Raw genomic sequence first — 20,875 nt, forward strand, 5'->3', positions numbered from 1 at the left:
CAGACGCGCAGCGCGGAGCCGCTCCCCGTCCCTTCCAGTGTGGGCGCGTTGGCCGAGGCACGGCGGGCAGCACTGGAAGAGATCGATCCGGGATGGTGCCCGGTCTGGGATACGGGATGGCAGAGGTGCTTCCGCCTCGCCCAGAACCTGCTCCAGGACGGCGGGACCGTACCGGTGGCGGCCGGGAAAGCGATCGTGCAAGGAGAAGACCTCGGGCGATGGGTTACGACGCAGCGGCACGGATGGGAACAGTTGCTGCCCGCACAGCAATGGCTCCTGGAGAACGTCCTCGGAATCGAACCCGCCGAGGAAGCAGAGCGGCCGGTGCGGCGGACGCAGGACGACATGTGGGCCCTCAACCTCGCCGCGGCACGGCAGTTCCACGCACGTGAGGGATATCTTCGAGTACCCCGGAAGCACGTCGAACACCTGGACGGAACGGCGGAGGATACTGCGGGGCCGGCAAGCCGTCAGGCAGGCGCTGGAGAGCCCGTGGTGATCAAACTCGGCGCATGGCTCGACATCCGCAAAAGGGCGGCCAGGCTCAGTGCGTAACGCCGGACAGACCTCGACCAGCGAGAGGTCGTCACTATCGAAGTCGATTACGACTGCGACGTTGATCGCCGGCCGGGTGATCTTGATGATCACTCCGTGGATCTCATGCTGTGGGGTGGGGCAGGAGAGCAGCGGCAAGTTCGCGCCACTCGTGCTCGGGCAGAGAGGTGGTGTCGGTGGTGAGTACTTGCAGGCACACGTGGTCGGCTCCTGCGTCGAGGTGCTCCTGAACGCGTCGGCGGATTACTTCCACTTCCCCATGGGCAACGATCGCATCCACGAGTCGACGGCTCGGTCCTCCGACGATGTCCTCGTCGTTGAAGCCGAGTCGTCGAACGTTCGCTTCCTGATGCGGTGCCGAGAGGTAGCCGGCGACGTGTGCCGTGGCCACTTGGCGGGCGCGGCTCAGGTCAGTGTCGAGCACCACTGCCTGCTCCACAGCAAGGAAGGCGTTCGGTCCCATGATCTGGCGGGCCTGTTCAGTGTGCTTGGTGGACACGAAGTAGGGGTGCGCGCCCCAGGTGTGTTCGGCGGCCAGCTGAAGCATCTTCGGGCCGAGGGCAGCCAGTACGCGGCGCGGAGCGGGGTCCGCAATGGGGCCGTGGGCGGGTACTGCGTCCATGGCCCGCAGGTAGGCGCGCATGGTGGTCACCGCTCTACCGCGGGCCGGTACGGGATAGCCGTCCAGTTCATGGACGGTGTCGTCGACGCGATGTCCGCCCAGGCCGAGTACGTAGCGTCCGGGGAACGCCTCGCCCAGCGCACGTGTCGCGGTAGCGGTGGCGATCGGGTCCCGGAACGCGATGTTGGCGATGCCGGAGGCGACGACGATGCGCCGTGTCGCCGACAGCAACAGCCATGCTTGGCCCACCGTGTCGCGGCCGAACGCCTCCCCGAACCAGATGGCCCCGTAACCCAGCTCCTCGATCTCCGCGGCCGATTCCCGTACCCGCCCGGCAGGCTGCCCCTCGTAGGCGAAGGTCCAGATCCCGACTCGTCCCAGTTCAATCCGCCCGCTGTCCGTCATCCGCACTCCTCATGCCCCGCATTCCGGAGAGGTTCTCCGTTTGATGGGCGCTACTATACGGAGAGGCGCTCCGCTTAACTACTCCGAACTCGACCGAAAGACGGGACGATGACGAGCACACACGGGCACGTCCCCACGCGACGGCCTCGGCGTACCGATGCGCGACTCAACCGGGAACGTCTCATCGCCACAGCGCAGGAAGTATTCGCTGAAGCCGGGCCGGAGGCATCCCTCAACGAGGTCGCCCGCCGAGCCGGCGTCGGCCCGGGGACCTTGTACCGTCACTTCCCGAACCGCTCCGCCCTGCTGACCGCGGTTCTCAGGGACCGGATCGAGACGCTGTGCGAGCTGGCCGGGGCACTGTCCTCCTCGGAATCCGCCGATGACGCGCTGGCGCAATGGCTGCGCGCGTTCCTCGTCCATGCCAGGGTCAACCAGGGGCTGGGGGGCGCGTTGATGGTTGAAGAAGAGCCCGTCACGCTGGGGCTCGACTGTCATCGGCTGATCCTGGACGCGGCAGCCGATCTTCTTGCCCAGGCCCAGCGGCGGGGAACGGCGCGCGCCGACCTGACCGCCGACGACCTGGTCCAACTCGTCGTCGGGATTGCGCTGTCCACAGCTCGCAGCCACGACGCGGAACAGCCCGACCGGCTGCTCACTCTGGTGCTTGATGCCACGTACGGGACACCGCTTCAGAGCGAGTGATCGCAGCGATGGCCTCTGCACCCCTGGCAGGCGCTCCCCGCTCGCGTCGGCACCGCAGGCTGGAGCCGCCTGCTGGAGGCAGGTGACGGGGCGAGGTTCGGGACGGTTCCCGTGTTCACTGTGGTTCGCTCGATGAAGGAGGAGCCCGACTGTGTCCCTGCGGCATCGCCACGAGTACGCGGCAGGCTTTCCTCGTGGCCTCCCGGCCAGCTTTCGTAGACCGGCCCAGGAGTTGGCAGACCACCCAAAAGGATGATCTGCGTACGCACCGCTACCGGCCCTGATCCACCAGGTTCGAGCCGGAGGCACTTTAAGAGACGTAAAACGCCGGTTCCTCGCGTACTCCTCTCCATCACGCTTGCCGGACCCGCCCCATCTGGCAGTACTGGACACGTCCCGGCTTTGTCAGGGCCGCTCTCGCCCTCCCCGGCATCACCCCGGATCAGACATCTCAGCTTCAACCCGACTGCTGCGACAGCGGGTTGGTGCAGGTCTTCCACCTCCACTCGAACCAACAGCGCCTCACGGCGCAAACGGAATGTGTGCCAGAACCCCAGAACGGACAGCAGATGTTCACCACTTCGGGCTCTGGTTCAACTTCTGTGGTGCTGCGTCGATGCCAACCGGGCGGGTCTACGGTGTCATGTCGTGACGATTTTGATCATTGGTGGTAGTGGCTTCCTGGGCGCCGAGCTGATCCGGCAGGCGGCAGAGGCTGGGCAACCAACGGTCGCGACCTACACGACCAAGCCCGGCAGTACCGCCCAAGTCTCGTGGCATCGCCTCGACCTGCGGGATCCTGAGCGTGCGGAGGCGGTCATAGCCGAGGCCAGCGCCCATCTCATCGTCAACGTATCCAGCGGCCATGCGGACTGGGCTGTCACGGCCCAAGGTCCCGTCCGCCTGGCGATGGCGGCAGCGAAATACGGCAGCCACCTCGTCCACGTCTCCAGCGACGCGGTGTTCTCCGGTTCGCGTGTCCACTACGACGAGTCCTGCCTCCCCGATCCCGTCACCCCGTACGGAGCGGCGAAGGCCGCGGCAGAGACCGGGGTCCTGCTCGTTCATCCGCAGGCCGTCGTCGCACGTACCTCGCTGATCATCGGCAACGGGCGGTCGGTTCATGAACGCACCGTGCACGAACTCGCTGCCAGCACTCGCGACGGCGTCCTGTTCACCGACGACATCCGCTGCCCGGTGCATGTAACAGACCTGGCCGCAGCCATCTTGGAACTGGCATCGCACGACGCCTGCGGCATCCACCATCTTGCAGGAGCAGACGCCGTGAGCCGTTACGAACTCGGCGCCCTCATCGCTAGACGTGACGGCATCGAGGCCTCCCGGCTGCCCACGGGCCTGCGCGCCGACAGCACACTTCCCGGCGCCATCGACGTCCGCCTCGACAGCCGCGCGACCCAGCGGAAGCTGAGCACCACACTCCGCGGCGCCCGCCAGTTCCTCACCGCAACAGCGTGACCCACGGCCTCCGGAGAGCTGGCCTGCACGAGACACCGCCCATTCCGGCCACAAGAGTTGCGCCAGAACCAACTGCGGTTCTGACACACATTGAAGTTCCACCCTGGATCTGGACAGCGGGTGTTTACGCTGCGGGGGTGAGGTCTTGCGGGGCTTGACCCGGGATCGTGGACACCGGTTGTCATGCGGCGGTGGTCAGCGTAACTGATCGTTGTTCGAAAGCGTCGGGCTGATCTGGCCGATGCTGGAGTGCCTCCTTCTGGTGTTGTAGCGGGTGGCCCATCGGAAGACCGTGAGGTCCCGCTCGCCCTCACGCCGGACACCCCGACCGCCGACATCCGCATCGGATACGCCCGCTGTTCGACGCTCACCCAGGAACTCCAGTCCCAGCTCGACGCCCCCGCCAAGCACGGCATCCCGCGCGACAAGGTGCTCTCCGAGAAGATCAGCACCCGGGTGCGGGTGCGGCCCCAGTTCGAGGCCGCGCTGGCGCTCGCCCGCCAGATCAAGGCTCACGCCCCGCACTGCCGGGTCATCTTCACCGTGTACGAGATGAAGCGCCTCGGCCGCGACGCCGCCGAACTCACCGCGCTCGCTGACCACCTCACCGCCCACGGCCTGGTGCTGGAGATGCTCGCCGGACCGCTGCCCGGGATGTATGACCCCAGCGGGCCGGGCCGACTGCTGTTCGCGTTCTTAGCGGCGATGGCGGTTATCTCAAGCTCGCCGATCGAGCAGGGCTGTGACCTGGGCGGCCAGGTCAAGGACACTGTCTTCGACCTGGCCGCGTGACACCTGCGATGTCCGATCAACACGGGCCGATCGTTACTGAAGAGCGACGCGGTGCACTCGGTTCGGGACCTGTGCGGGCGGATGCTCGCTGGTCGCCGAGCGCGTGAGCGAGTTGCCGACGCAGACTCAGTCTCGACGGCCCGCCGCCCTCACGGCGGGCCGTCCCATGTGCTGACGTCATTCCGGAGGGTCCCGTCTGGCTTCTTGTGGCCGACGATCTCGGAGATCACCCAGCCCTGGCACAAACACGCAGGTCGCGTCTTCAACTCGCCGGGACCAGCGCCAGCGCCTCGTTCAGGTGATGCTCGGCGACCCCTCGCATGAACTCCCGGTCGGGGAAGTCCCCGTCGAGCAGGCGCAGCGGGCCGGCTGTCAGCGACAGATGCTGGGTGAGTTTGTAGAGCGCGAGGCGGTCCTCGTCGAGGCCGTTCACCGTCAGCTGCTGATACTGGCTGTTGGTATGGCGGAGGCGTAGGAACGCGTGCTCCCACTCGACGTCGAAGTACAGCAGGTTCTCGATGTCGATGACGACGGGATGGCCGTCTCGGTCGACCATGACGTGGTCCAGGCCCAGCTCGCCGTGGACGACGGAGTACTCGGCGCGCGGCCGCACCGCCGCGGTCAGCTGACGCAGCCGCTCCTCAAGCTGATCGCGGGCGTCGGCGATCCTGGGGTCGCGCGCGGTCGCCTCGGCGAGGCAGCGCAGCGCGAAGGCGAGCGCTGCCTGCTCGCACGAGGCCGAACGTGACGTGCCTCCCGCGTCGATCAGGGCCACCTTGCCGAAGGACGGCGCCCGGTGGCCGCGCATCATCGCCAGGCTCTCAGTAAGGCGCATCATCGTCGGCTCCGCGGCGCGCGGGTCGCGGTTGCGCAGGTCCATCAGCTTCTCGCCGGGCACGTCCTCGACGATCGCGAGGTCGGCCGGGTAGTGGGTGCGGTCACGATCGGCCAGGTGGATCTCAAGGACCCGAAGGCCCAGCGCCCCCAGCCGCGCGTGCGCGGCCTCGAACAGGTCGAGCCCGATGCCGGGCGAGAACGGGTCGGCGAGGTCGCCATCGTGCTCGGTGGCCGGCCAGTAGTTCTCGGAGTCCTCCCACAGATAGGCGATCGCCGTCATGGCGTCGTCCATCGTCAGCCGATAGACGCCCTTCGTGGTGCCGCCCGCCAGTCGCTCGATTGCCTCCAGTCGTCGCCCGCCGCCCAGCGCGGCCCGCGCCGCACCCGCCAACTGATCCCACGTCACTTTCTTCGGTGCCACGCCCACAACCCGCCTTCCGCCTTGATAACTGGGGCACCCTACGCGAGTCATCGTTCATCGCCGAACGAATTGCTCCGAAGGTGTCATGCATGATTCAAGAACAGGCACCAGGTGGCATGCCATCCCATGCACTGACGTCATTTCTCGTGAACATTCGCGTGCCCGTCGACCTCCAGATGCTGCCCAAAGTGCCTGTCCGCTGTCATCCAATCGAGGCGTTTGACAGCGAACCCAGTCGTTTCCGCTTCCTTGCCAGCGAACCTAGTCGTACGAGGTGACGCGCTGGGGGTGCTGGGTGGCCGTACCGGTCGGGGTGGATCTTGAGGAGCCGTACGTCGAGCTGTCGTACGTGGATGCTGTACGCGAGTGTCGGCGGCGTCCGCTGCTGGACTGCGTGACGGCGCGGTTCGAGGACGTGCCTGCGGTGCGGCCTTTTCGCTGGTCGCGTGGTGAGCGCCACTTCCCGGGCTGGTACTGGGCGGCGACGACCGGGCGGCACGTCGGTTTCGAGTCGTGGCTGGAGCGGGACCGGCTGGTGCTGATGGACTTCGATACCCGCCCCGCCACGCCCGTGCGGGCCGCCTGAGCGCTGCGGCCCGGCCTAGAGATGACGCTCGTCCTGGTCCTGACTCATCCTGACGGCACGGTGCCGTTGACCGACACCGTGGGGCTCTCGCAGCGGGGCAGCATGCCCGGTGTGGTCACGTGGCGTTGTGTGACCGCGCGGAACCGGGCAACCGGCGGCGGGTCGTGCCGGGCCGCTTCCCTGACGGATCGCGGCCCGGCGTCCTCTGGACCGGGCGCTTGTGCTGTCGCAGTGGTCAGGCGCTGTCCGCGGGGAGGGTCAGGATCTCCCGGGTGCAGCTGGCGGCGGTCTTGAGTGCGGTGCGTACCACCAGGGCCGGGTCGACGATCCCCATCTCCACCAGGTCACCGAACCGGCCGGTGGTGGCGTTGAACCCGATCTCTGCGGCGGTGCTGCGGCCGACGACGAGGGCAGCCGACGGCGTGCGGCCATGACCGGTCCCGCAGCATTCCCACTGCGCCTCTGGACGTCGATGGGACGCTCCGCTATGGCGAAGCGCGGTTCTCCCAGCGCCCGACCGAGCGCGCACTCCTGGCACCGCTGTCCCGGGCGGAAGGAAAGCAACTCGTGGCGCTCCTGCGAAAGATCACTGTGGCGGCGGAGGCGGACGGCCCACCGCTGATGCCGATTCTCGATTGAGCACACCCATGGAGTCACCAAGCCGTGGGGCATCTTCACCGCGGTGAAACCTCAGGACGGCCGAGCCGCGACAGGGTCGTTGTAGGACAACGCCCGGCCTCCCGCGAATGGCAGCAGCCGGTCGGCTTCGTGTTCCAGGGCGGCCCGGTCGGTGGCGTGGAGTGGTCGGAACGGGGTGAGCCGCAGCGTCCCGGCGCCAAGGGACCACGTGCCGTGCACCCGGCCGTCCACCAGGAAGGTGGGCCGTACCCGTGCCTGGCCGGGCATCACCCGCTTCCGGTCCTCGTCGCTGATGACCCGGGTCCGGTCGGCGTGGCCGAGCAGGGCGTTGTCGAAGGCGGGCAGCAGCCGTACCGGAGCAGGCGTCTCGGGGTCAGGCAGCTCGGCGTCGGCCAGATCGATCAGATCCCGGCCGTCGGGGCCGGAGTAGTGGCGTAGTTCGGCGCGCATCTCCGCGACGACCTCGCCCAGGCGAGTCAGTCCGCACCAGGTCTGGACGTCCTTCACACCGGCCGGGCCGAAGGCGGCCAGATATCGGCGGATCAGCTCCTTGGCTGAATCCCTGGCGGCAGCCGGCGTCGCTGCCGTTGCCATCGGGCGTCCCAGCCAGACCTCGACGGGCGTGACCGAGATCGCCGACCGGTTGCCCCAGGAACCCCATGTGCCGGTGGCCGCGCCATGGACGAGGGGGGTGCGCAGTTCCACCTGCCCGGCCAGAACCCGGCCGTCGCGGCCCGGATGGCGTTCGGCCAGCCGCCGGGCCAACTCCTTGCGCGACAGTGTCCCTCCCGCGAGCAGGTCGAGCCCCTCGGCCACCAGGGACGCCGCGTCCAAGTCCGTGCTGTTCCGGGTGAAGTGGGGCGAGTTGGCCGTGCGGTCGAGCACGGGCTGCAGCAGTGGCCGCAGCCGACGGAAGTCGTCGGCCGCGGCGAAGTGCTGGGTACTGCGGAGCAGGCCGGAGCGGACCACCTGCCGGCCCTCCAGCAGTGCGGTGAGCTGGGCCTGTGTGAAAGCGTGGATCCTGCTCCACAGCCCGATGTACGCCCAGTTGGGCTCCTGAGCCTGCAGTGCGACCAGCCTGCCGATCACCTCCAACGGGGTGCGGTCGGTTCGCTCCAGCAGGAACTGCCGGTCCATCAATGCCCGGTTCAGGGTGCGGAGGGAGAGCGTGGTCACGACAGGCGCACCGAGACATTGCCCTGGTAGCAGCCCTGAAGCAGGGAGAGGAACGCCTGCGGTACGTCCTCGATCCCGCCCTCGACCACTGTCTGCGGATAGACGAAGCGGCCCTCGTCCAGCCAGCTGCTGAAGCGCTCACGCCACGCGGCGACCTGATCGGGTGTGTGGTAGCAGGAGAAGGGCAGCAGCTCGACGTCCCTGGCCTGGGCCGCCGCGCGGTCGGGCTGCGGAAAGCGCTCCGCCGCGTCGCCGAGCTGGCTGGACAGTGAGCCGCAGAGGGCGAAGCGCGCCCCGGGCCGGGCCGCCTGGAGCGCGCCCCGGTATTGCTCGCCGCCCACGATGTCGAAGAAGACCGAGATGCCTTCGGGGGCGAGTTCCCCCAGCCGGTCGGCCGTGGAGCCGTCGTGGTAGTCGAACGCGGCGTCGAAGCCGAGCTCGTTCACCAAGTAGTCGACCTTCGCCGGGCTGCCCGCGCTGCCGATCACCCGCGCCGCGCCGAGGCACCTGGCGATCTGCCCGGCCAGCGAGCCGACCCCGCCCGCCGCGCCGGAGACGAAGACCACGTCGCCCTCGCCGACGTCCGCCACCTCGGCCATCCCGTAATAGGCGGTCGGTCCCTGGCCGAGGTAGTAGCCAGGGTCGGCGAAGAGCTCACGGTTGAGCTTGACGTACGAGCCGGCCGGGCCGGCCGAGTACTCGCTCCAGCCGGTCATCGACTGGACCAGGTCGCCGACTTCGAGTTCGGGGCTGTCGGACCGGACCACGGTGCCGATGGCGGCCACCCCCACCCGCTGCCCCGGCTGCCAGGACGGGACCGGAAGGGTGCAGTCGGCCCGCATCAGCTCCAAGTAGGTTGCGGCGAGGCCGATCCGGTCGGTGCGTACCAGGACCTGGCCGTCCACCTCAGTCTTGGCGACGGTGAAATGGCCGAGCGTGGGGGTGCCGGTGATCTGGGCGGCCAGCTGGATCTCACGGGTGATCATTTTTCTGTCCTTGCCTCGGGTGCGGCTGTCGAGATCGACTCTAGGGAGACTTCCGGTCAATTCCTGACCGGAACTCGGGGCAGGATGTCGGCATGGCGAACACCAGCTCACGAACCCTCAGACTGCTCTCGCTGCTGCAGACCCACCGGCACTGGTCCGGCCTGGAACTGGCCGACCGGCTCGGGGTCTCCGAGCGGACACTGCGCCGTGATGTCGAGCGGCTGCGCGAGCTCGGCTACCCGGTCGGCGCGGCCCGGGGCACCGACGGCGGCTACCAGCTCGCGCCCGGCGCCGTCCTGCCGCCGCTGCTGCTGGACGACGAAGAGGCGGTGGCCCTTGCAGTCGGTGCCGGTGACGCGGCGCAGAGCGGGGTCGCGGGGATGGAGGAAGCGTCGCTGCGCGCACTCACCAAGGTGGTGCGGGTTCTGCCGCCCCGGCTGCGGGCCAGGGTGGACGCCCTGCGGGCGGTGACCGTCTCCGCCGGCGTGTCCGGGCCGGTCGTCGCGGCGGGGGTGCTCACCGCGGTCGCCCAGGCATGCCGGGACGAGGAGCGGCTGCGGTTCGGCTATACGGCAAGGGGCTCCGCGCCCACCGAGCGCGAGGTCGAGCCGCACCGCGTCGTCGCACTCGGCGGACGCTGGTACCTGGTCGCCTACGACCTGGACCGGCACGACTGGCGCAGTTTCCGCCTTGACCGGCTGACCGATCCGACGGCGACCGGCACGCGCTTCCGGCCGCGCCGGCTCCCGGCCGAGGACGCCGTGACCTTCGTCCAGGCAGCGAGCGGGGCCCCGTCTCCGTACACGGTCGAGGTCCTTGTGCACGCCCCCTGCGCGCGCGTGCGGCAGGTGGTCGGCCGCTGGGGCACGGTCGAACCGCTCGACCAGGACAATTGCCTGCTCACCATGACCTCGACCTCCCTCGACTGGCCGACCCAGGCACTGGGCAACGTGGGCGCCGAGTTCGAGGTCCTGGGGCCGCCGGAGTTCGCCGCGCACATCCAGGAGTGGGGCGCCCGCTTCATCCGGGCCACCCGCGCACCCACATGACCTTCCTCGCCGCGGCACCGCGACGGTCGCGCCCCATGTCACGGCCGACCCATTCCCGTACTTCCCCCGAGGTCGTTAGGGTCTGGCCCATGGCTTCCATGCATGTCTCCCTGCGTCCCGTGCACCCCAGCGATCTGCCCGTGTTCTTCCGGCACATGAGCGACCCCGAGTCGAATCGGATGGCCGCCTTCACCGCCGAGGACCCGACCGACCGGGCCCACTTCGACGCCCATTGGAAGCGCATCCTCGCCTCGCCCGACGTCGTCACCCGCACCGTGCTCGCGGACGGCGATGTAGTCGGGCACGCGGCCGTGTACGGCGAGCCGGGCGAGCGGGAGGTCACGTATTTCATCGATCGCTACTCCTGGGAGCGGGGCATCGCGACCGCGGCGCTCCGGGAGCTGCTCACCGAGGTCCCCGAACGCCCGCTACTCGCCCGGGCGGCGGCGGACAACACCGGATCAATGCGGGTCCTGGAGAAGTGCGGCTTCAAGGTCGTCGGCCAGGACCGGGGCTTCGCGAACGCGCGGGGAGCGGAGATCGACGAGGTGGTGCTGCGGTTGGACAGATAATTTTCCCCGCCCCGTAAGTCACACGCACCATCCCGAACGGCGTCGGCACGAGCACACTCGTTGACATCCAACCTGGTCGGCCCAGATCAGCGGGCTGCACCCGACTGACTTCGCTGTCGAAGGACAGTGCCGGACAAACGCTGCTGCTGAAAGTGAACGAAGCCAGACAGGCCCCCAGCGTCGCAAGCATCTACCGCGCGCTCGCCGAGCACGTGAAGCAAGAGGCGTACCCCGAAGCCGTCAAGCAAGCGCACGCCGACTTCGCCAACCTCCAGCAGCGCGACCGCAGCCACGCGTAACTACTCAGCGCTACATGGTGGATGGCGGCAGCTATACGAGAACACGGCCGTGTGGTGGTGCACGCCCGGGGCCTCTGCGAGCGAACCGGTGTGCTGACGGCCGCCCGGCGGATCCGTACGGGCCTCAGGACATGCTGCCCCGGCACACCGTCCCCGGGGCCGGGGTGCGGCCCGTGCGGAGGTATTGGTCGACCGTCTCCGTGACACAGCGGTTCTGGGGGTACGTGCCGTGGCCCTCCTCCTCGGCCGTCAGGAGCACGCCGACACCGTCGCCCAGGGCGCGGGCCATGTGGCGGGCGCCGGGGTATGGGGTAGTCGGGTCGCCGGTGCCGCCGACCACTAGGACGGGGGCCGCGCCGTCGGCGTTCACCTGGGGCGTGGCGCGCTCGCCGTCGAACGGCCAGTCGTAACAGAGGTAGACGCCGGTGGACCAGGCCGCGCCGAAGACGGGTGAGGCGGCTTTGATGCGGGCCGCGTCCCTGTCGAGGCGTTCGAAGCCGGGGCGCAGGCTGGAGTCCGCGCAGGTGATCGCGGTCTGGGCGGCGCGGCTGCTGTCGCGCGGGGTCGCCGCGTGGTCAGCGGAGCCGATGTCGTCCGCGCCCTTGCTCAGCGGACGGCCGTCGTTGTGGTCGATCAGCGCGGTGAGGGCCTTGGCGAGCGGCGACCAGCCGTCTGTGCCGAGGTCGAGGTGGTCGCTGACGGCGTACGCGAGGTCGTCGGCGTCGAGGTTCCTTCCGGCGCCGGCCGGGGCGGGCTTCTTCTCCAGGCGGTCGGCCATGCGCGCCATGCGTCGCGCGGCCTCCTCGGGCCCGTCGCCGGTCGGGCAGTGGCGGATACGGGCCGCGCAGTGCGCGGCGAACCGGTCGAACGCCGCCTGGACCGCCTTGACCTGCGATACCTGCTCCTCGTCGAGGTCCTCGGTCGGATCGACGGACGCTTCGAGGACGAGCCGTCCGACGTGCGACGGGTACAGGTGGGCGTAGACCGCGCCGAGCGCCGTTCCGTACGAGACGCCGAAGTAGTGCAGCCGCTCGTCGCCGAGGAGGTAGCGCATCAGGTCGAGGTCGCGCGCGGTGTGCGAGGTGCCGATGTACGGGAGGAGCGCCCCGGAGTGCTCGGCGCAGGCGTCGGCCCCGTCGTAGCCAGTGTCGTCCGCGGTCTTCCCACAGCGCACGGGGATGGTCGCGCCGACGCCGCGCGGGTCGAAGGAGACCAGGTCGTAGCGGTCGAGGAGCGGCTTGTACTGGTTGAGGCGTTCGGGCAGTCCGCTCACGCCGGACACGCCGGGGCCGCCGAAGTTGAGGACGAGCGAGCCGATGCGCCGGGCGTTCGGGCCGGTGGCCTTGAGGCGGATCAAGGCGACGTCGATCGTCCTGCCGTCTGGTTTCCCGTAGTCGAGGGGGGCCTTCATGGCGGCGCAGTCGTAGCCCGTGCGCGCGGCGGGCGGCGAGGTGCAGCGGGACCAGTGGAGGTGCTGGCCGGTGGTGAGCGCGGTGGGCAGACCGGCGGGCGGGTTGTTCGCGGTGAACTCCGTACGCGGCTCCGCACTCCGGCCGGGAGCGTCGTGCTGGAGCCAGGCGCTGACGGCCCCGATCACGACGAGGACGACCACGGCGATGATGCGCGCGCCGACCGAGAGGCCCGGTTCGCGGCTTCGTATCGGATGTGCGCCACTCATCGAAATCCCCGCGCTCCCGCCCCTGGACGCCCAGGCCCCGTGCCCGCATGCCCGTACCCGTGATCGTCCGATCGTCGAATGAGTGCAGGGTACAAGCCGCCTCCGACAGCTCGGCTCGCGAGAGTGCCCAGAAATTTAGACCGCCCCGTGCTCACGCGACTCCTCCTGCGGTCCGGCCCGGCGTGTGCTGGACGCCGGGCTGCTGGGTGTGCGGCGGCGAGGCCGTCACCGGGGCGGGCTGTGGCCGGGGGCCGCGGGCGACGGCGCGCTCCCGCATGCCGTCCTGGAGCCTGGCGGCCAGCCGGGCGGCTGCTTCGAAGGTCCGGCGGGACTGCTCCACCGTGTCGACGTCGACGCCGGACTCCTGCTCCAGAAGGCGGCCGGCCCTCCGGCCGGTGTGGAACGGCCGCGGGTGCGACCTCGATGCGGCAGGCACGGCGACGGCGTACGGCCGGGAGCCCAGGCGCTCCGCACGTCGCGCTGCGTTGACCCGGGCGGCCAGGGCGCCGGCAGCGAGGCGGACCCGCTCGTACGGGGGCGCGGACCGCTTACGGGGCAGCGGGCGCAGCACGGCCTGTGTCTTCCACGGCACCGTCACCCTCGCCGCAATGCGGCTATGGCTCCGATGAGGACCTGCCGGACAGCTCCCGGCTGTCCTGACGGCCGAAGCGCTCCCTATCCCGCGCCACCCCTTCGGCACTCACCGATGACTGGATGGTGTACACATCTCCGATACGGTCGTCGCCGCGCCGACGCTGTCGCCATTCTTCGTGAGCCCGGAACACCATGACGGACACCTGTGAAGCAGGCTGCCAGTGCCGTGTGAAGGTCGGAGCATTCACGTCCGGGGCGTCTTCCAGGGGTACACCCTGCTTCCCCAGCAGCCGCTCCAGTTTGTCGAACCGGAGGTGGCGGTCGAAGCGCCCGTACCGGTCGCGAATTGCCCTGCTGACGATGCTGCCGCCCCCGTACGACAGCCGATGCACCTGCAAGGTGAAGTGGTGCCCCTCCCAAGGATGGTCCGGTGTTTCCCGAATCCAGAAGAACTCAACCATTCCGTAGTCGCGCCACATGCTGTGGTCGTCAAGGGAGTTCTCGGCGAAATCGGAACCCAGCATCGCGGTCACCCGGTCGGGACTGTCCGTCGGATTGGCACCGAGCACCGTTCCGGAGGCGACCACGTCCATGTAGAACGCAAGGGAATGCGGAGTCAACTGGTCTTCCTTGACGGGGCGCCGGGTATCAGAAGCGACGGCCTCAGCATATGCGACCGGGGACGCCACGAAGATCCGCCGGACAGGCCCTAGGTGGAGCGAGAGTCGGACGGCGGCGGCTGTGACCGTGCCGTGGAAGACGTAGACGGACTTGTCGTAGCGCGTCGCCACGGCTCGGAAGCCCTTCAGTCTGTTGATCAGTCGCTCGACTTCGTTCGAGTACCTTCACAGGTGAGACCGGGGCAGGGTCGGCAGACCCCGTGCTCCCAGGCCCAGGCGGCGATGCCGACCCGGTTGCGCACCCGCAGCTTGCGCTGGACGCTCGCGACGTGGTTCTTCACCGTCCCGGTGGCGATGAAGAGCTGCGCCGCGATCTCGGCGTTGGTGCTGCCACCGGCCAGCAGCGTCACGATCTCCCGCTCACGGTCGGTCAGCGGCTCCGCTCCTTCGTCCGGGGCCGTCGCGGTCGGACCGGCGGTGAGTTCGCGCAGCAGCCGGACCGTGACCTGCGGACTGATCAGGGTGTCCCCGACCGCCGCCGCGCGGACCGCCTCGATCAGCAGGGTCGGACCCGATCGTTTGAGAAGGAAGCCGGCGGCGCCGTTTCGGAGCGCGGCGTGCACGTACTCGTCCAGGTCGAACGTGGTCACCACGACCACCCGGAGCGGGACGGCCACGTCGGGGCCTGCCAGCAGGCGGGTGAGTTCGAGCCCGTCGACGCGCGGCATGCGGATGTCGGCGAGGACCACGTCCGGCCGCAACTGCCGGGCCAGCTCAACCGCGGCGCCGCCGTCCGCGGCCTCGCCGACGACCTGGATATCCGGCTGGGCGTCGAGGACCATCCGGAAGGCACTGCGGATGCTCTCCTGGTCGTCGGCGAGCAGGACGCGGATCGGGCCGGTGCTGGTCGGTCCAGTGCTGGTCGGCGCCGTGGTCGTCGGGGCGTTGCTCATCGGGACTGGGCCTTTCCGGGACGGAAGGGAGTGGGGAGGGAGGCCGGCGGGTGCCTCGGTCGCCTGCGAGCGGTAGCTCGGCCGCCAGCTGCCAGCCGCCGCCAGGGCAGGGCCCGGCGGTCAGCGATCCGCCGAGCGAGGCCACCCGCTCGGCCAGGCCGGGCAGCCCCAGCCCACCGGCCCGGTCGCCGCGCTGCTGCCGCCGTCCGGCCGGGGCGCCGTTGCTGACGTCGACGGTGAGTGCGGACGCCGACCGGTCCAGCGTCACGGTCACGTCCGCGTCGGGCGCGTGGCGACGCACGTTGGTCAGCGCCTCCACCACGATCCGGTACGCCGTGCCGGAGACCTCGCGGGCGACGCGGTCGAGCAGGCCCGGGGCGAGGGAGAGTTCGGTCCGACCCGCGCTCGACTCACGGAAGCGCCGGACCAGTTCGGGCACCTCGTCCAGGCCCTTGACCGACTGCCGGGAATCGCCGTCCTGCTGGTCGTGGAGCATGTGCACGGTGCGGTCCATCGCGGCCAGAGCCCGGAGCCCGGCCTCTTCGACCCGCCGCAGCGCGTCGAGTGCGACACCCGGATCGTCCGACCCGAGGAACCGCCCGGTCTGCGCCTGCGCGACCATCTCGCTGACATCGTGGGCGACGAAGTCGTGCACGTCCCGGGCCAGGTCCAGGCGCTGCCGTCGCCGGGCCTCAGCCACCGAGCTGACCCGCCGGGCGTCCAATACCCGCAGGTACACCCCGCCCGCCGCCGCGCCGGTCGCCATCAGCGACCAGAAGACGCAGGCGCCGACGATGCCGCGGACCGAGTCGGTGCTCCAGGCGCGCAGCACCCACAGGGTCACCGCGAGGTGGGCCAGCGTACCGGCCGCGATCGCCTGCGGCGGCGGGGCGTGGCGCGCGGTCGGCACCAGCACGGCGAGCAGGGCGACGGCTTCCAGCGTGCCCACCGTGCCCGGCCCGGGGCCGGCCGCTCCGGACGGATGAGCGACCGTCACGACGAGCGACACCGCGGCGGCGGCTCCTGTCGCCCGGGCGATCAGCGGACGCGACCTCGACCGGCCCGCGAAGACGAGCAGCGCCGCCGCGCTGGACAGGAAGGCCGGGACCAGGGTGATCAACACAACCCCGACAGTACGCGTGCGGGCACCGGGCGCGCCTGTGCCTTTCGGCATATCCGCGACCCGCCCGCCCGCGATCTCGGTGCCCAACGGCATATGTCCGCAGGGGTGGTGGCCTGACCAGGCTTGAGACATGACAGCGACCCAGTCGGCCCGACCCACCGCCACCCCCACGTCCGAGCGCACGAAGCGAGGCTCCGCGAAGCCGAAGTACGTCCCCGGCACCCCCCGGTGGGCCCAGCTCGCCGCGCACGCGGTCCCGCTGGTGGTGCTGCCCTCCAGCATCTGGCGGCTGCTCCTGACCGCCGGAGTGGCCGGGGTGGACCACTCCGCGAACCCGGGCTACCACTCCCAACTCAGCGACTACCTCTACGTCCTGCTCCTGTCTGCGGTCTCCGAGGGGCTCGCGCTGCTGACCCTCGGTCTGGTCAAGCCCTGGGGCGAGGTATTCCCGCGCTGGATACCCCTTCTGGGCGGACGCCGCGTCGCGATCAAGGCGGCGGTGATCCCGGCGACCGTCGGCGCGACCCTGCTGGTGCTGCTCGCCGCGTACTTCTTCCTGAACCCCATCCTCTTCCACATCCACTTCACGCCGTCGATCGGCGGCAAGGGGACGGCCACCTCGCACCTGGAGGTCAGCGGGTGGTCACAGGCGCTGTTCGCGGCCTGCTACCTGCCGCTGATCGCCTGGCCGGTGCTGGTCGGCGCCGTCACCCACGCCTACTACCGCCGCCGCGCCACCACGGAAGGACGCTGAGATGAGCGAGCCGGCACCGAGCGGGCGGCTCCGCGCCGCCTGGGCCGCCGTCCACACCCCCATGGCGGGAGTCCCGCGCGGTGCCCGCCTCGCGGCCGCCGTCATCCCGTTCACCGTGCTGCCCGCGAGCATCTGGCGGATCGCCGGGATCACCTTCCACCTGCCGCTCGACGGCGGTCTGCACCCGGGGCACGGACAGGTTCCGGCCTGGCTACCGATGGAGGTCTACGTCCTCCTGATCTCGGTCCTGTCCGAATTGCTGGCGCTGCTGGCCTTCGGCCTGATCGCGGGCTGGGGCGAGGTGTGGCCGCACTGGATCCCGCGCCTGCGGGGCAGGCCGGTCCCGGTGCTCGCGGCCGTGATTCCCGCCGGGCTCGGCGCCACGATCCTGACCGCGATGTGGAGCTGGGCCGCCGTCACCGCGGCGTTCGGCCGGACCGCCGAGTGGAGGCCGCTACCGCCCGACAACCCGATGACTCTGCACGACTGGCACTCGGCGCTGCTGGCCGCCGCCTACGCGCCGCTCGTGCTGTGGGGCCCGCTGCTCGGCTGGCTGACCGTCGCCTACTGGCGGCGCCGCGCGAGGCACGCGCCCCGGCCCGCCGTAGCGGTGGTCGGCGTGACGTCCCGATGAGACGGCGCCTGATGCTGGTGCCGCGTCCAGTGAATCGTCATTCGTGGAGCCAGAGTCGGACGGCGGCGGCTGTGACCGTGCCGTGGAAGACGTAGGCGCGCTTGTCGCAGCGCGTCGCCCGGCTTCCACCACAGCGTGCTGGCCGACTTCCGAGACCGCCTCACCGAGGGCGACCGCGCCGACCGTCTCCTCGACCTCGCGCTGACCCGGCTCAAGGAGGCCGGGCTGGTGCGGGAGCGCACCACGCAACGCACCGACTCCACCCACGTCCTGGCCGCTGTGCGTGACCTGACCCGCCTGGAACTGATCACCGAGGCGGTACGAGCCGCGCTGGAAGAAGTCGCCGGCACCGCCGGGCACCTGCTGGACGGCCTGGTCGACGAGGAATGGGGGCGCCGCTACGGACGCCCGGTCCGGTACGACATCACGGTCGACGGCCTGCACACGTTCTACGTACGCGCCGAGGGGCCGCGGGCGAGTGACCTGCTCGTGCACAACTGCGCGAACCTCAGCGACGAGTTGGCCTTTCCCAGCAGCGGCGCCCACACCCTGAGCCGTCACGTCAACCCGACGCCGCAACAGGCCATCGACTTCGCCAAGGAGAACGAGCGGAAGGGCCTGGCCCCGATCAGCACGGTGTGGACCAGCCAGGACATCGCGCAGCAGGCCGTCGAACGAGTACTCGCGGACTACTTCTTCCCCCGCGGCAAGAAGCGGACCGCCAGCTTCGACGCGTTGGACAACTTCCTCAACAAGCGGGGACAGTGGCGCAACAAGGCGGAGTTCCCGATCACCGGTTCCTGGGATCTGTACGGTTCTCTCGGAACGGTGTTCAAGGCGTCCGGGGGCTCGGAGGCAGCGGGCAACGGGGTCCGCGTGATCCTGAAGAGGCTGCCCGGCAAGAAGGGGCACGAGGGGTACATTATCTATACTGCGTACCCCATGCCCAAGTAGTGGCCTCGCTGTCTTTCTGACGGCACATCCGTGAAGGGGTACCCCCTGTCACACCCGTGGTGGGCCCGTCCGTCCTCACGACGGACGGGCCCACCTCTGTGACCTCACCCGGTAGATCAAGGAGCCGACACCGACCATGGCACGGCAGCGCGAGGAGTACGGCGAGCTGTTCGAGGGCGACTTCGGCCTGAGCGCGCTCGCGGGCGGGATCGCGGCCTCCCCCGAACCACTCGACCAGGACGGTGTGCTCCGGCTGGCAGCGGAGGTGGCGGCCGCCGGCGAGGGCGCGGTGGAACTCGGCCTGGACCTCAACCATCTGCTGGAAACCGGTCTGTCCGACGAGATCCTGGACACGGTCTGGACAGCTGTAACCGGCGACGACCGCCGCTCGACCGCCACCGGGGCGGACACCCGCGATCGGCTGAGCCGGCTCGCCGCGCGCTACCCCATACCGCCTGGGACCGGAGCCTCGGGACCCGAACGGGAGACGAATTCACGGGCCGACGTAGTCGCGGAGGTGAGGGCAGCGGCGGCGGACCTGGGGCACGCGGCGGCGGAGCCGGCGAGCGACACCGACGAACCCGGCGCCGCCCTGGCAGCGGCCCTGACCACGATCGTCGACCACACCGACGAGGGGCTCGGCCTGCGTCTTCTGCTGCGCGCTCTCAAGACCCGTCACGTCCTCGTGACGAAAGAGCGGTACGACCGCCTGACGGCCCTCGGCAGACAACTCGGATACCCCGGGCCCCTCGTCCACGACGGCCTGAGCGTGGCATGGCCACCCATCGACCCGGCCCGGCGTGACGGGGAGGGCGACTTCGGCCTGTCCGCGCTCGCCGCGTGGTTCTCCTGGGAGTGGACGGAGCCCACCGCTCGCGACCGGCTGCGTGCAGCAGTCGCGGCCGACGACGCGGCCCAGACCCCCGGGTCCGCAGCGGCGCTCCTGCTCGTGGACTCCCTCCGCCTCCTGCAGTCGCCGCTGCCCGACGACACCATCGCCACGCTGTGGCACGAGGCCACCGGCGGGGCCCATGATCCCGGACGCCTCGGCCTCAGTCCCCGGGACTGGCTCAGGACGGTCGCCGAAGCGTGCCGCGCACACCTTGCCGAGGTCGCTCCCGGCCATCGGCACACCACGCCACCAGTCGACCCGGCCCACCAGGACACGGTGCTGCGAGAGGTACGGGAGTCGACCGCCGTGCTCGGTGAGGCACCAACGGCGGCGGTGGAGGACGTCGTCACCCGGGTGGACCCCGACCTCGGCTACCGGTTGCTCCTGCGCCTGCTCGCCGTACGGGCCGCCCCCCTCACCGAGGAAGGGTACGCGCGCCACTTGGCGCTGTGCCGTCACTTCCGCTACGGCGCGGAGCACGTGGCCGAGGCCGTCGAACTGCTCCAGCACCGCTGACCCGCGCTCCTGGTGGTCACGCGTGGGAACCAGGGTGCCGTCCACGATCAGCACGGTGTCCTTGCGGAACCGCTGGCGGGGCTGGAGCGCGAGCGACGGGCCGAGGTGGTCGATGATGCGGTCGGCGGCCGACTTCGAGATGCCGAGCAGCGGCGCCAACTGTCGCAGCGTCAGGTTGGTTCGCCAGTAGGCGGCGACCAGCAGGACGCGGTCCTCAAGCGGCAGGCTCCAGGACCGGCCCTTGCGGACCGGGTCCGCCAACCCTCGCGCCGCAACGCGTTGACCAACTTGCCGAACTGACGCGGACTCAGCCCGGAAAACGGGGCTATCCAGGACGGCTCCGACGCCGTGATCACACCAGACACGACGAGATCATCTCACCCGTGACCAGCAGTTACGGGACAGTTTAGTCGGCCCCGGGCTCCCGGCGAGAGTCAGCTGAACGATGGGATGACGTGGGAGCCGTACGCGTCGATGGTCGCCTCCCGGGCGTCGTGCATGTTGTAGACGGCGAACTGGTCGACGCCGAGGTCCCTCAGGTGCTGGAGTTTCTCGATGTGGGCCTCGGCGGGGCCGAGGAGGCAGAAGCGGTCGACGATCTCGTCGGGGACGAAGTCGGCGGACGGGTTCCCGGCGCGGCCGTGGTGGCTGTAGTCGTAGCCCTGGCGGGACTTGACGTACTCGGTGAGTTCCTCGGGGACCATCGAGGAGTGCTCGCCGTAGCGGGAGACCAGGTCGGCGACGTGGTTGCCGACCATACCGCCGAACCAGCGGCACTGGTCGCGGGCGTGCTCCAAGTCCTCGCCGACGTATGCGAGGGCCGCCACGCAGATGGTGATGGCATCCGGGTCCCGGCCGGCAGCGGCGGCGGCCTCGCGGACCGACTTGACCATCCACTCGGTGAGGTAGAGGTCGGCAAGCTGGAGGATGAACCCGTCGGCCTTCTGTCCGGCCAGGGCCAGCGCTTTGGGTCCGTATGCGACTCTGCTGCGCAATTCGCTGCGGGGTGAGGTCGGGTCCGGCATGATCGTTCCTGA

General features: G+C 69.9%; 20 protein-coding genes and 4 pseudogenes. 12 read left to right on the top strand and 12 right to left on the bottom strand.

All coding sequences use genetic code 11. From position 1 onward, the window contains the following. Window positions 1-555: pseudogene (locus GA0115254_RS00295) on the top strand (helicase); the annotation flags it as partial. 103 nt (window positions 556-658) lie between these two features. On the opposite strand, the gene GA0115254_RS00300 reads toward GA0115254_RS00295, so the two are convergent. After that, window positions 659-1,582, bottom strand: coding sequence for a TIGR03620 family F420-dependent LLM class oxidoreductase (locus tag GA0115254_RS00300; protein WP_093893227.1), 924 nt, complete (start codon window positions 1,580-1,582; stop codon window positions 659-661). Between the two features lie 108 nt (window positions 1,583-1,690). Here GA0115254_RS00300 and GA0115254_RS00305 point away from each other — a divergent pair, with 108 nt between their 5' ends. The 3 genes from GA0115254_RS00305 to GA0115254_RS00315 all read left to right on the top strand — a co-directional run bounded on the left by GA0115254_RS00305 (window position 1,691) and on the right by GA0115254_RS00315 (window position 4,555). Further along, a complete protein-coding gene (locus GA0115254_RS00305) occupies window positions 1,691-2,287 on the top strand; it encodes a TetR/AcrR family transcriptional regulator (RefSeq protein ID WP_093893228.1) in 597 nt (198 codons plus the stop codon). A 648-nt stretch (window positions 2,288-2,935) separates the two neighbouring features. Further along, window positions 2,936-3,763 carry an SDR family oxidoreductase gene (locus tag GA0115254_RS00310; protein ID WP_093893229.1) on the top strand — a complete coding sequence of 276 codons (828 nt, stop codon included), beginning with the start codon at window positions 2,936-2,938 and terminating at the stop codon, window positions 3,761-3,763. 249 nt (window positions 3,764-4,012) lie between these two features. After that, window positions 4,013-4,555, top strand: a complete 543-nt coding sequence (locus tag GA0115254_RS00315; protein WP_256102318.1) for a recombinase family protein — start codon at window positions 4,013-4,015, stop codon at window positions 4,553-4,555. Window positions 4,556-4,817: 262 nt separating this feature from the next. Here the strand turns inward: GA0115254_RS00315 and GA0115254_RS00320 are convergent, their stop codons facing one another. Further along, window positions 4,818-5,798, bottom strand: coding sequence for a phosphotransferase family protein (locus tag GA0115254_RS00320; protein WP_093893244.1), 981 nt, complete (start codon window positions 5,796-5,798; stop codon window positions 4,818-4,820). A 310-nt stretch (window positions 5,799-6,108) separates the two neighbouring features. On the opposite strand from GA0115254_RS00320, the gene GA0115254_RS00325 reads away from it, so the two are divergent. Then, on the top strand, window positions 6,109-6,399 hold the full coding sequence (locus GA0115254_RS00325) for a hypothetical protein (protein ID WP_370740794.1): 291 nt from the start codon (window positions 6,109-6,111) through the stop codon (window positions 6,397-6,399). 690 nt (window positions 6,400-7,089) lie between these two features. Here the strand turns inward: GA0115254_RS00325 and GA0115254_RS00335 are convergent. Further along, window positions 7,090-8,214 carry a winged helix DNA-binding domain-containing protein gene (locus GA0115254_RS00335; protein WP_093893230.1) on the bottom strand — a complete coding sequence of 375 codons (1,125 nt, stop codon included), beginning with the start codon at window positions 8,212-8,214 and terminating at the stop codon, window positions 7,090-7,092. Next, on the bottom strand, window positions 8,211-9,200 hold the full coding sequence (locus GA0115254_RS00340) for an MDR family NADP-dependent oxidoreductase (RefSeq protein ID WP_093893231.1): 990 nt from the start codon (window positions 9,198-9,200) through the stop codon (window positions 8,211-8,213). The genes GA0115254_RS00335 and GA0115254_RS00340 overlap by 4 nt, the downstream gene beginning before the upstream one ends. A 92-nt stretch (window positions 9,201-9,292) precedes the next feature. Between GA0115254_RS00340 and GA0115254_RS00345 the strand changes: the two genes are divergently transcribed. The 3 genes from GA0115254_RS00345 to GA0115254_RS44070 all read left to right on the top strand — a co-directional run bounded on the left by GA0115254_RS00345 (window position 9,293) and on the right by GA0115254_RS44070 (window position 11,120). Continuing rightward, complete coding sequence (locus GA0115254_RS00345) at window positions 9,293-10,249, top strand: helix-turn-helix transcriptional regulator (protein ID WP_093893232.1); 957 nt, start codon at window positions 9,293-9,295, stop codon at window positions 10,247-10,249. A 98-nt stretch (window positions 10,250-10,347) separates the two neighbouring features. After that, window positions 10,348-10,821 carry a GNAT family N-acetyltransferase gene (locus GA0115254_RS00350; protein ID WP_093893245.1) on the top strand — a complete coding sequence of 158 codons (474 nt, stop codon included), beginning with the start codon at window positions 10,348-10,350 and terminating at the stop codon, window positions 10,819-10,821. A 152-nt stretch (window positions 10,822-10,973) separates the two neighbouring features. Then, entirely contained in the window at window positions 10,974-11,120 is a 147-nt protein-coding gene (locus GA0115254_RS44070; protein ID WP_176739909.1) for a hypothetical protein, read from the top strand. 124 nt (window positions 11,121-11,244) lie between these two features. Here the strand turns inward: GA0115254_RS44070 and GA0115254_RS00355 are convergent, their stop codons facing one another. The 6 genes and pseudogenes from GA0115254_RS00355 to GA0115254_RS45395 all read right to left on the bottom strand — a co-directional run bounded on the left by GA0115254_RS00355 (window position 11,245) and on the right by GA0115254_RS45395 (window position 16,088). Continuing rightward, window positions 11,245-12,798 carry an alpha/beta hydrolase gene (locus GA0115254_RS00355; protein WP_093893233.1) on the bottom strand — a complete coding sequence of 518 codons (1,554 nt, stop codon included), beginning with the start codon at window positions 12,796-12,798 and terminating at the stop codon, window positions 11,245-11,247. A gap of 151 nt (window positions 12,799-12,949) precedes the next feature. After that, window positions 12,950-13,390: a hypothetical protein gene (locus GA0115254_RS00360; RefSeq protein WP_370740795.1), complete on the bottom strand. Its 441-nt coding sequence runs from the start codon at window positions 13,388-13,390 to the stop codon at window positions 12,950-12,952. A 22-nt stretch (window positions 13,391-13,412) separates the two neighbouring features. Next, window positions 13,413-14,081, bottom strand: a complete 669-nt coding sequence (locus tag GA0115254_RS00365; protein ID WP_370740796.1) for a hypothetical protein — start codon at window positions 14,079-14,081, stop codon at window positions 13,413-13,415. Window positions 14,082-14,108: 27 nt separating this feature from the next. Then, a pseudogene (locus tag GA0115254_RS42805) lies at window positions 14,109-14,237 on the bottom strand (IS5/IS1182 family transposase); the annotation flags it as partial. Beyond that, window positions 14,210-14,854, bottom strand: a complete 645-nt coding sequence (locus GA0115254_RS00370; RefSeq protein WP_256102319.1) for a response regulator — start codon at window positions 14,852-14,854, stop codon at window positions 14,210-14,212. The pseudogene GA0115254_RS42805 and the gene GA0115254_RS00370, both read right to left, overlap by 28 nt. Beyond that, window positions 14,787-16,088: a sensor histidine kinase gene (locus GA0115254_RS45395; RefSeq protein ID WP_141720729.1), complete on the bottom strand. Its 1,302-nt coding sequence runs from the start codon at window positions 16,086-16,088 to the stop codon at window positions 14,787-14,789. Before GA0115254_RS45395 ends, GA0115254_RS00370 begins: the two co-directional genes overlap by 68 nt. 130 nt (window positions 16,089-16,218) lie before the next feature. Between GA0115254_RS45395 and GA0115254_RS00380 the strand changes: the two genes are divergently transcribed. The 4 genes from GA0115254_RS00380 (at window position 16,219) to GA0115254_RS00395 (ending at window position 19,838) form a co-directional block, all read left to right on the top strand. Next, a complete protein-coding gene (locus tag GA0115254_RS00380) occupies window positions 16,219-16,842 on the top strand; it encodes a hypothetical protein (protein ID WP_256102320.1) in 624 nt (207 codons plus the stop codon). A 1-nt stretch (window position 16,843) separates the two neighbouring features. Then, window positions 16,844-17,476 (top strand): hypothetical protein, encoded by a 633-nt coding sequence (locus tag GA0115254_RS00385; RefSeq protein ID WP_093893236.1) that lies wholly within the window; start codon window positions 16,844-16,846, stop codon window positions 17,474-17,476. Between the two features lie 135 nt (window positions 17,477-17,611). Next, window positions 17,612-18,430: an RNase A-like domain-containing protein gene (locus GA0115254_RS00390; protein ID WP_176739910.1), complete on the top strand. Its 819-nt coding sequence runs from the start codon at window positions 17,612-17,614 to the stop codon at window positions 18,428-18,430. 136 nt (window positions 18,431-18,566) lie between these two features. Beyond that, window positions 18,567-19,838, top strand: coding sequence for a hypothetical protein (locus GA0115254_RS00395; protein WP_093893237.1), 1,272 nt, complete (start codon window positions 18,567-18,569; stop codon window positions 19,836-19,838). Window positions 19,839-19,850: 12 nt separating this feature from the next. On the opposite strand, the pseudogene GA0115254_RS00400 reads toward GA0115254_RS00395, so the two are convergent. Next, window positions 19,851-20,203 (bottom strand): annotated as a pseudogene (locus GA0115254_RS00400) (transposase family protein); the annotation flags it as partial. Between the two features lie 69 nt (window positions 20,204-20,272). Then, window positions 20,273-20,818 (bottom strand): annotated as a pseudogene (locus GA0115254_RS00405) (TIGR03842 family LLM class F420-dependent oxidoreductase); the annotation flags it as partial. Between the last annotated feature and the right edge of the window lie 57 nt (window positions 20,819-20,875).

The sequence above is a fragment of the Streptomyces sp. Ncost-T10-10d genome (assembly GCF_900091955.1).
Taxonomy (GTDB): domain Bacteria; phylum Actinomycetota; class Actinomycetes; order Streptomycetales; family Streptomycetaceae; genus Streptomyces.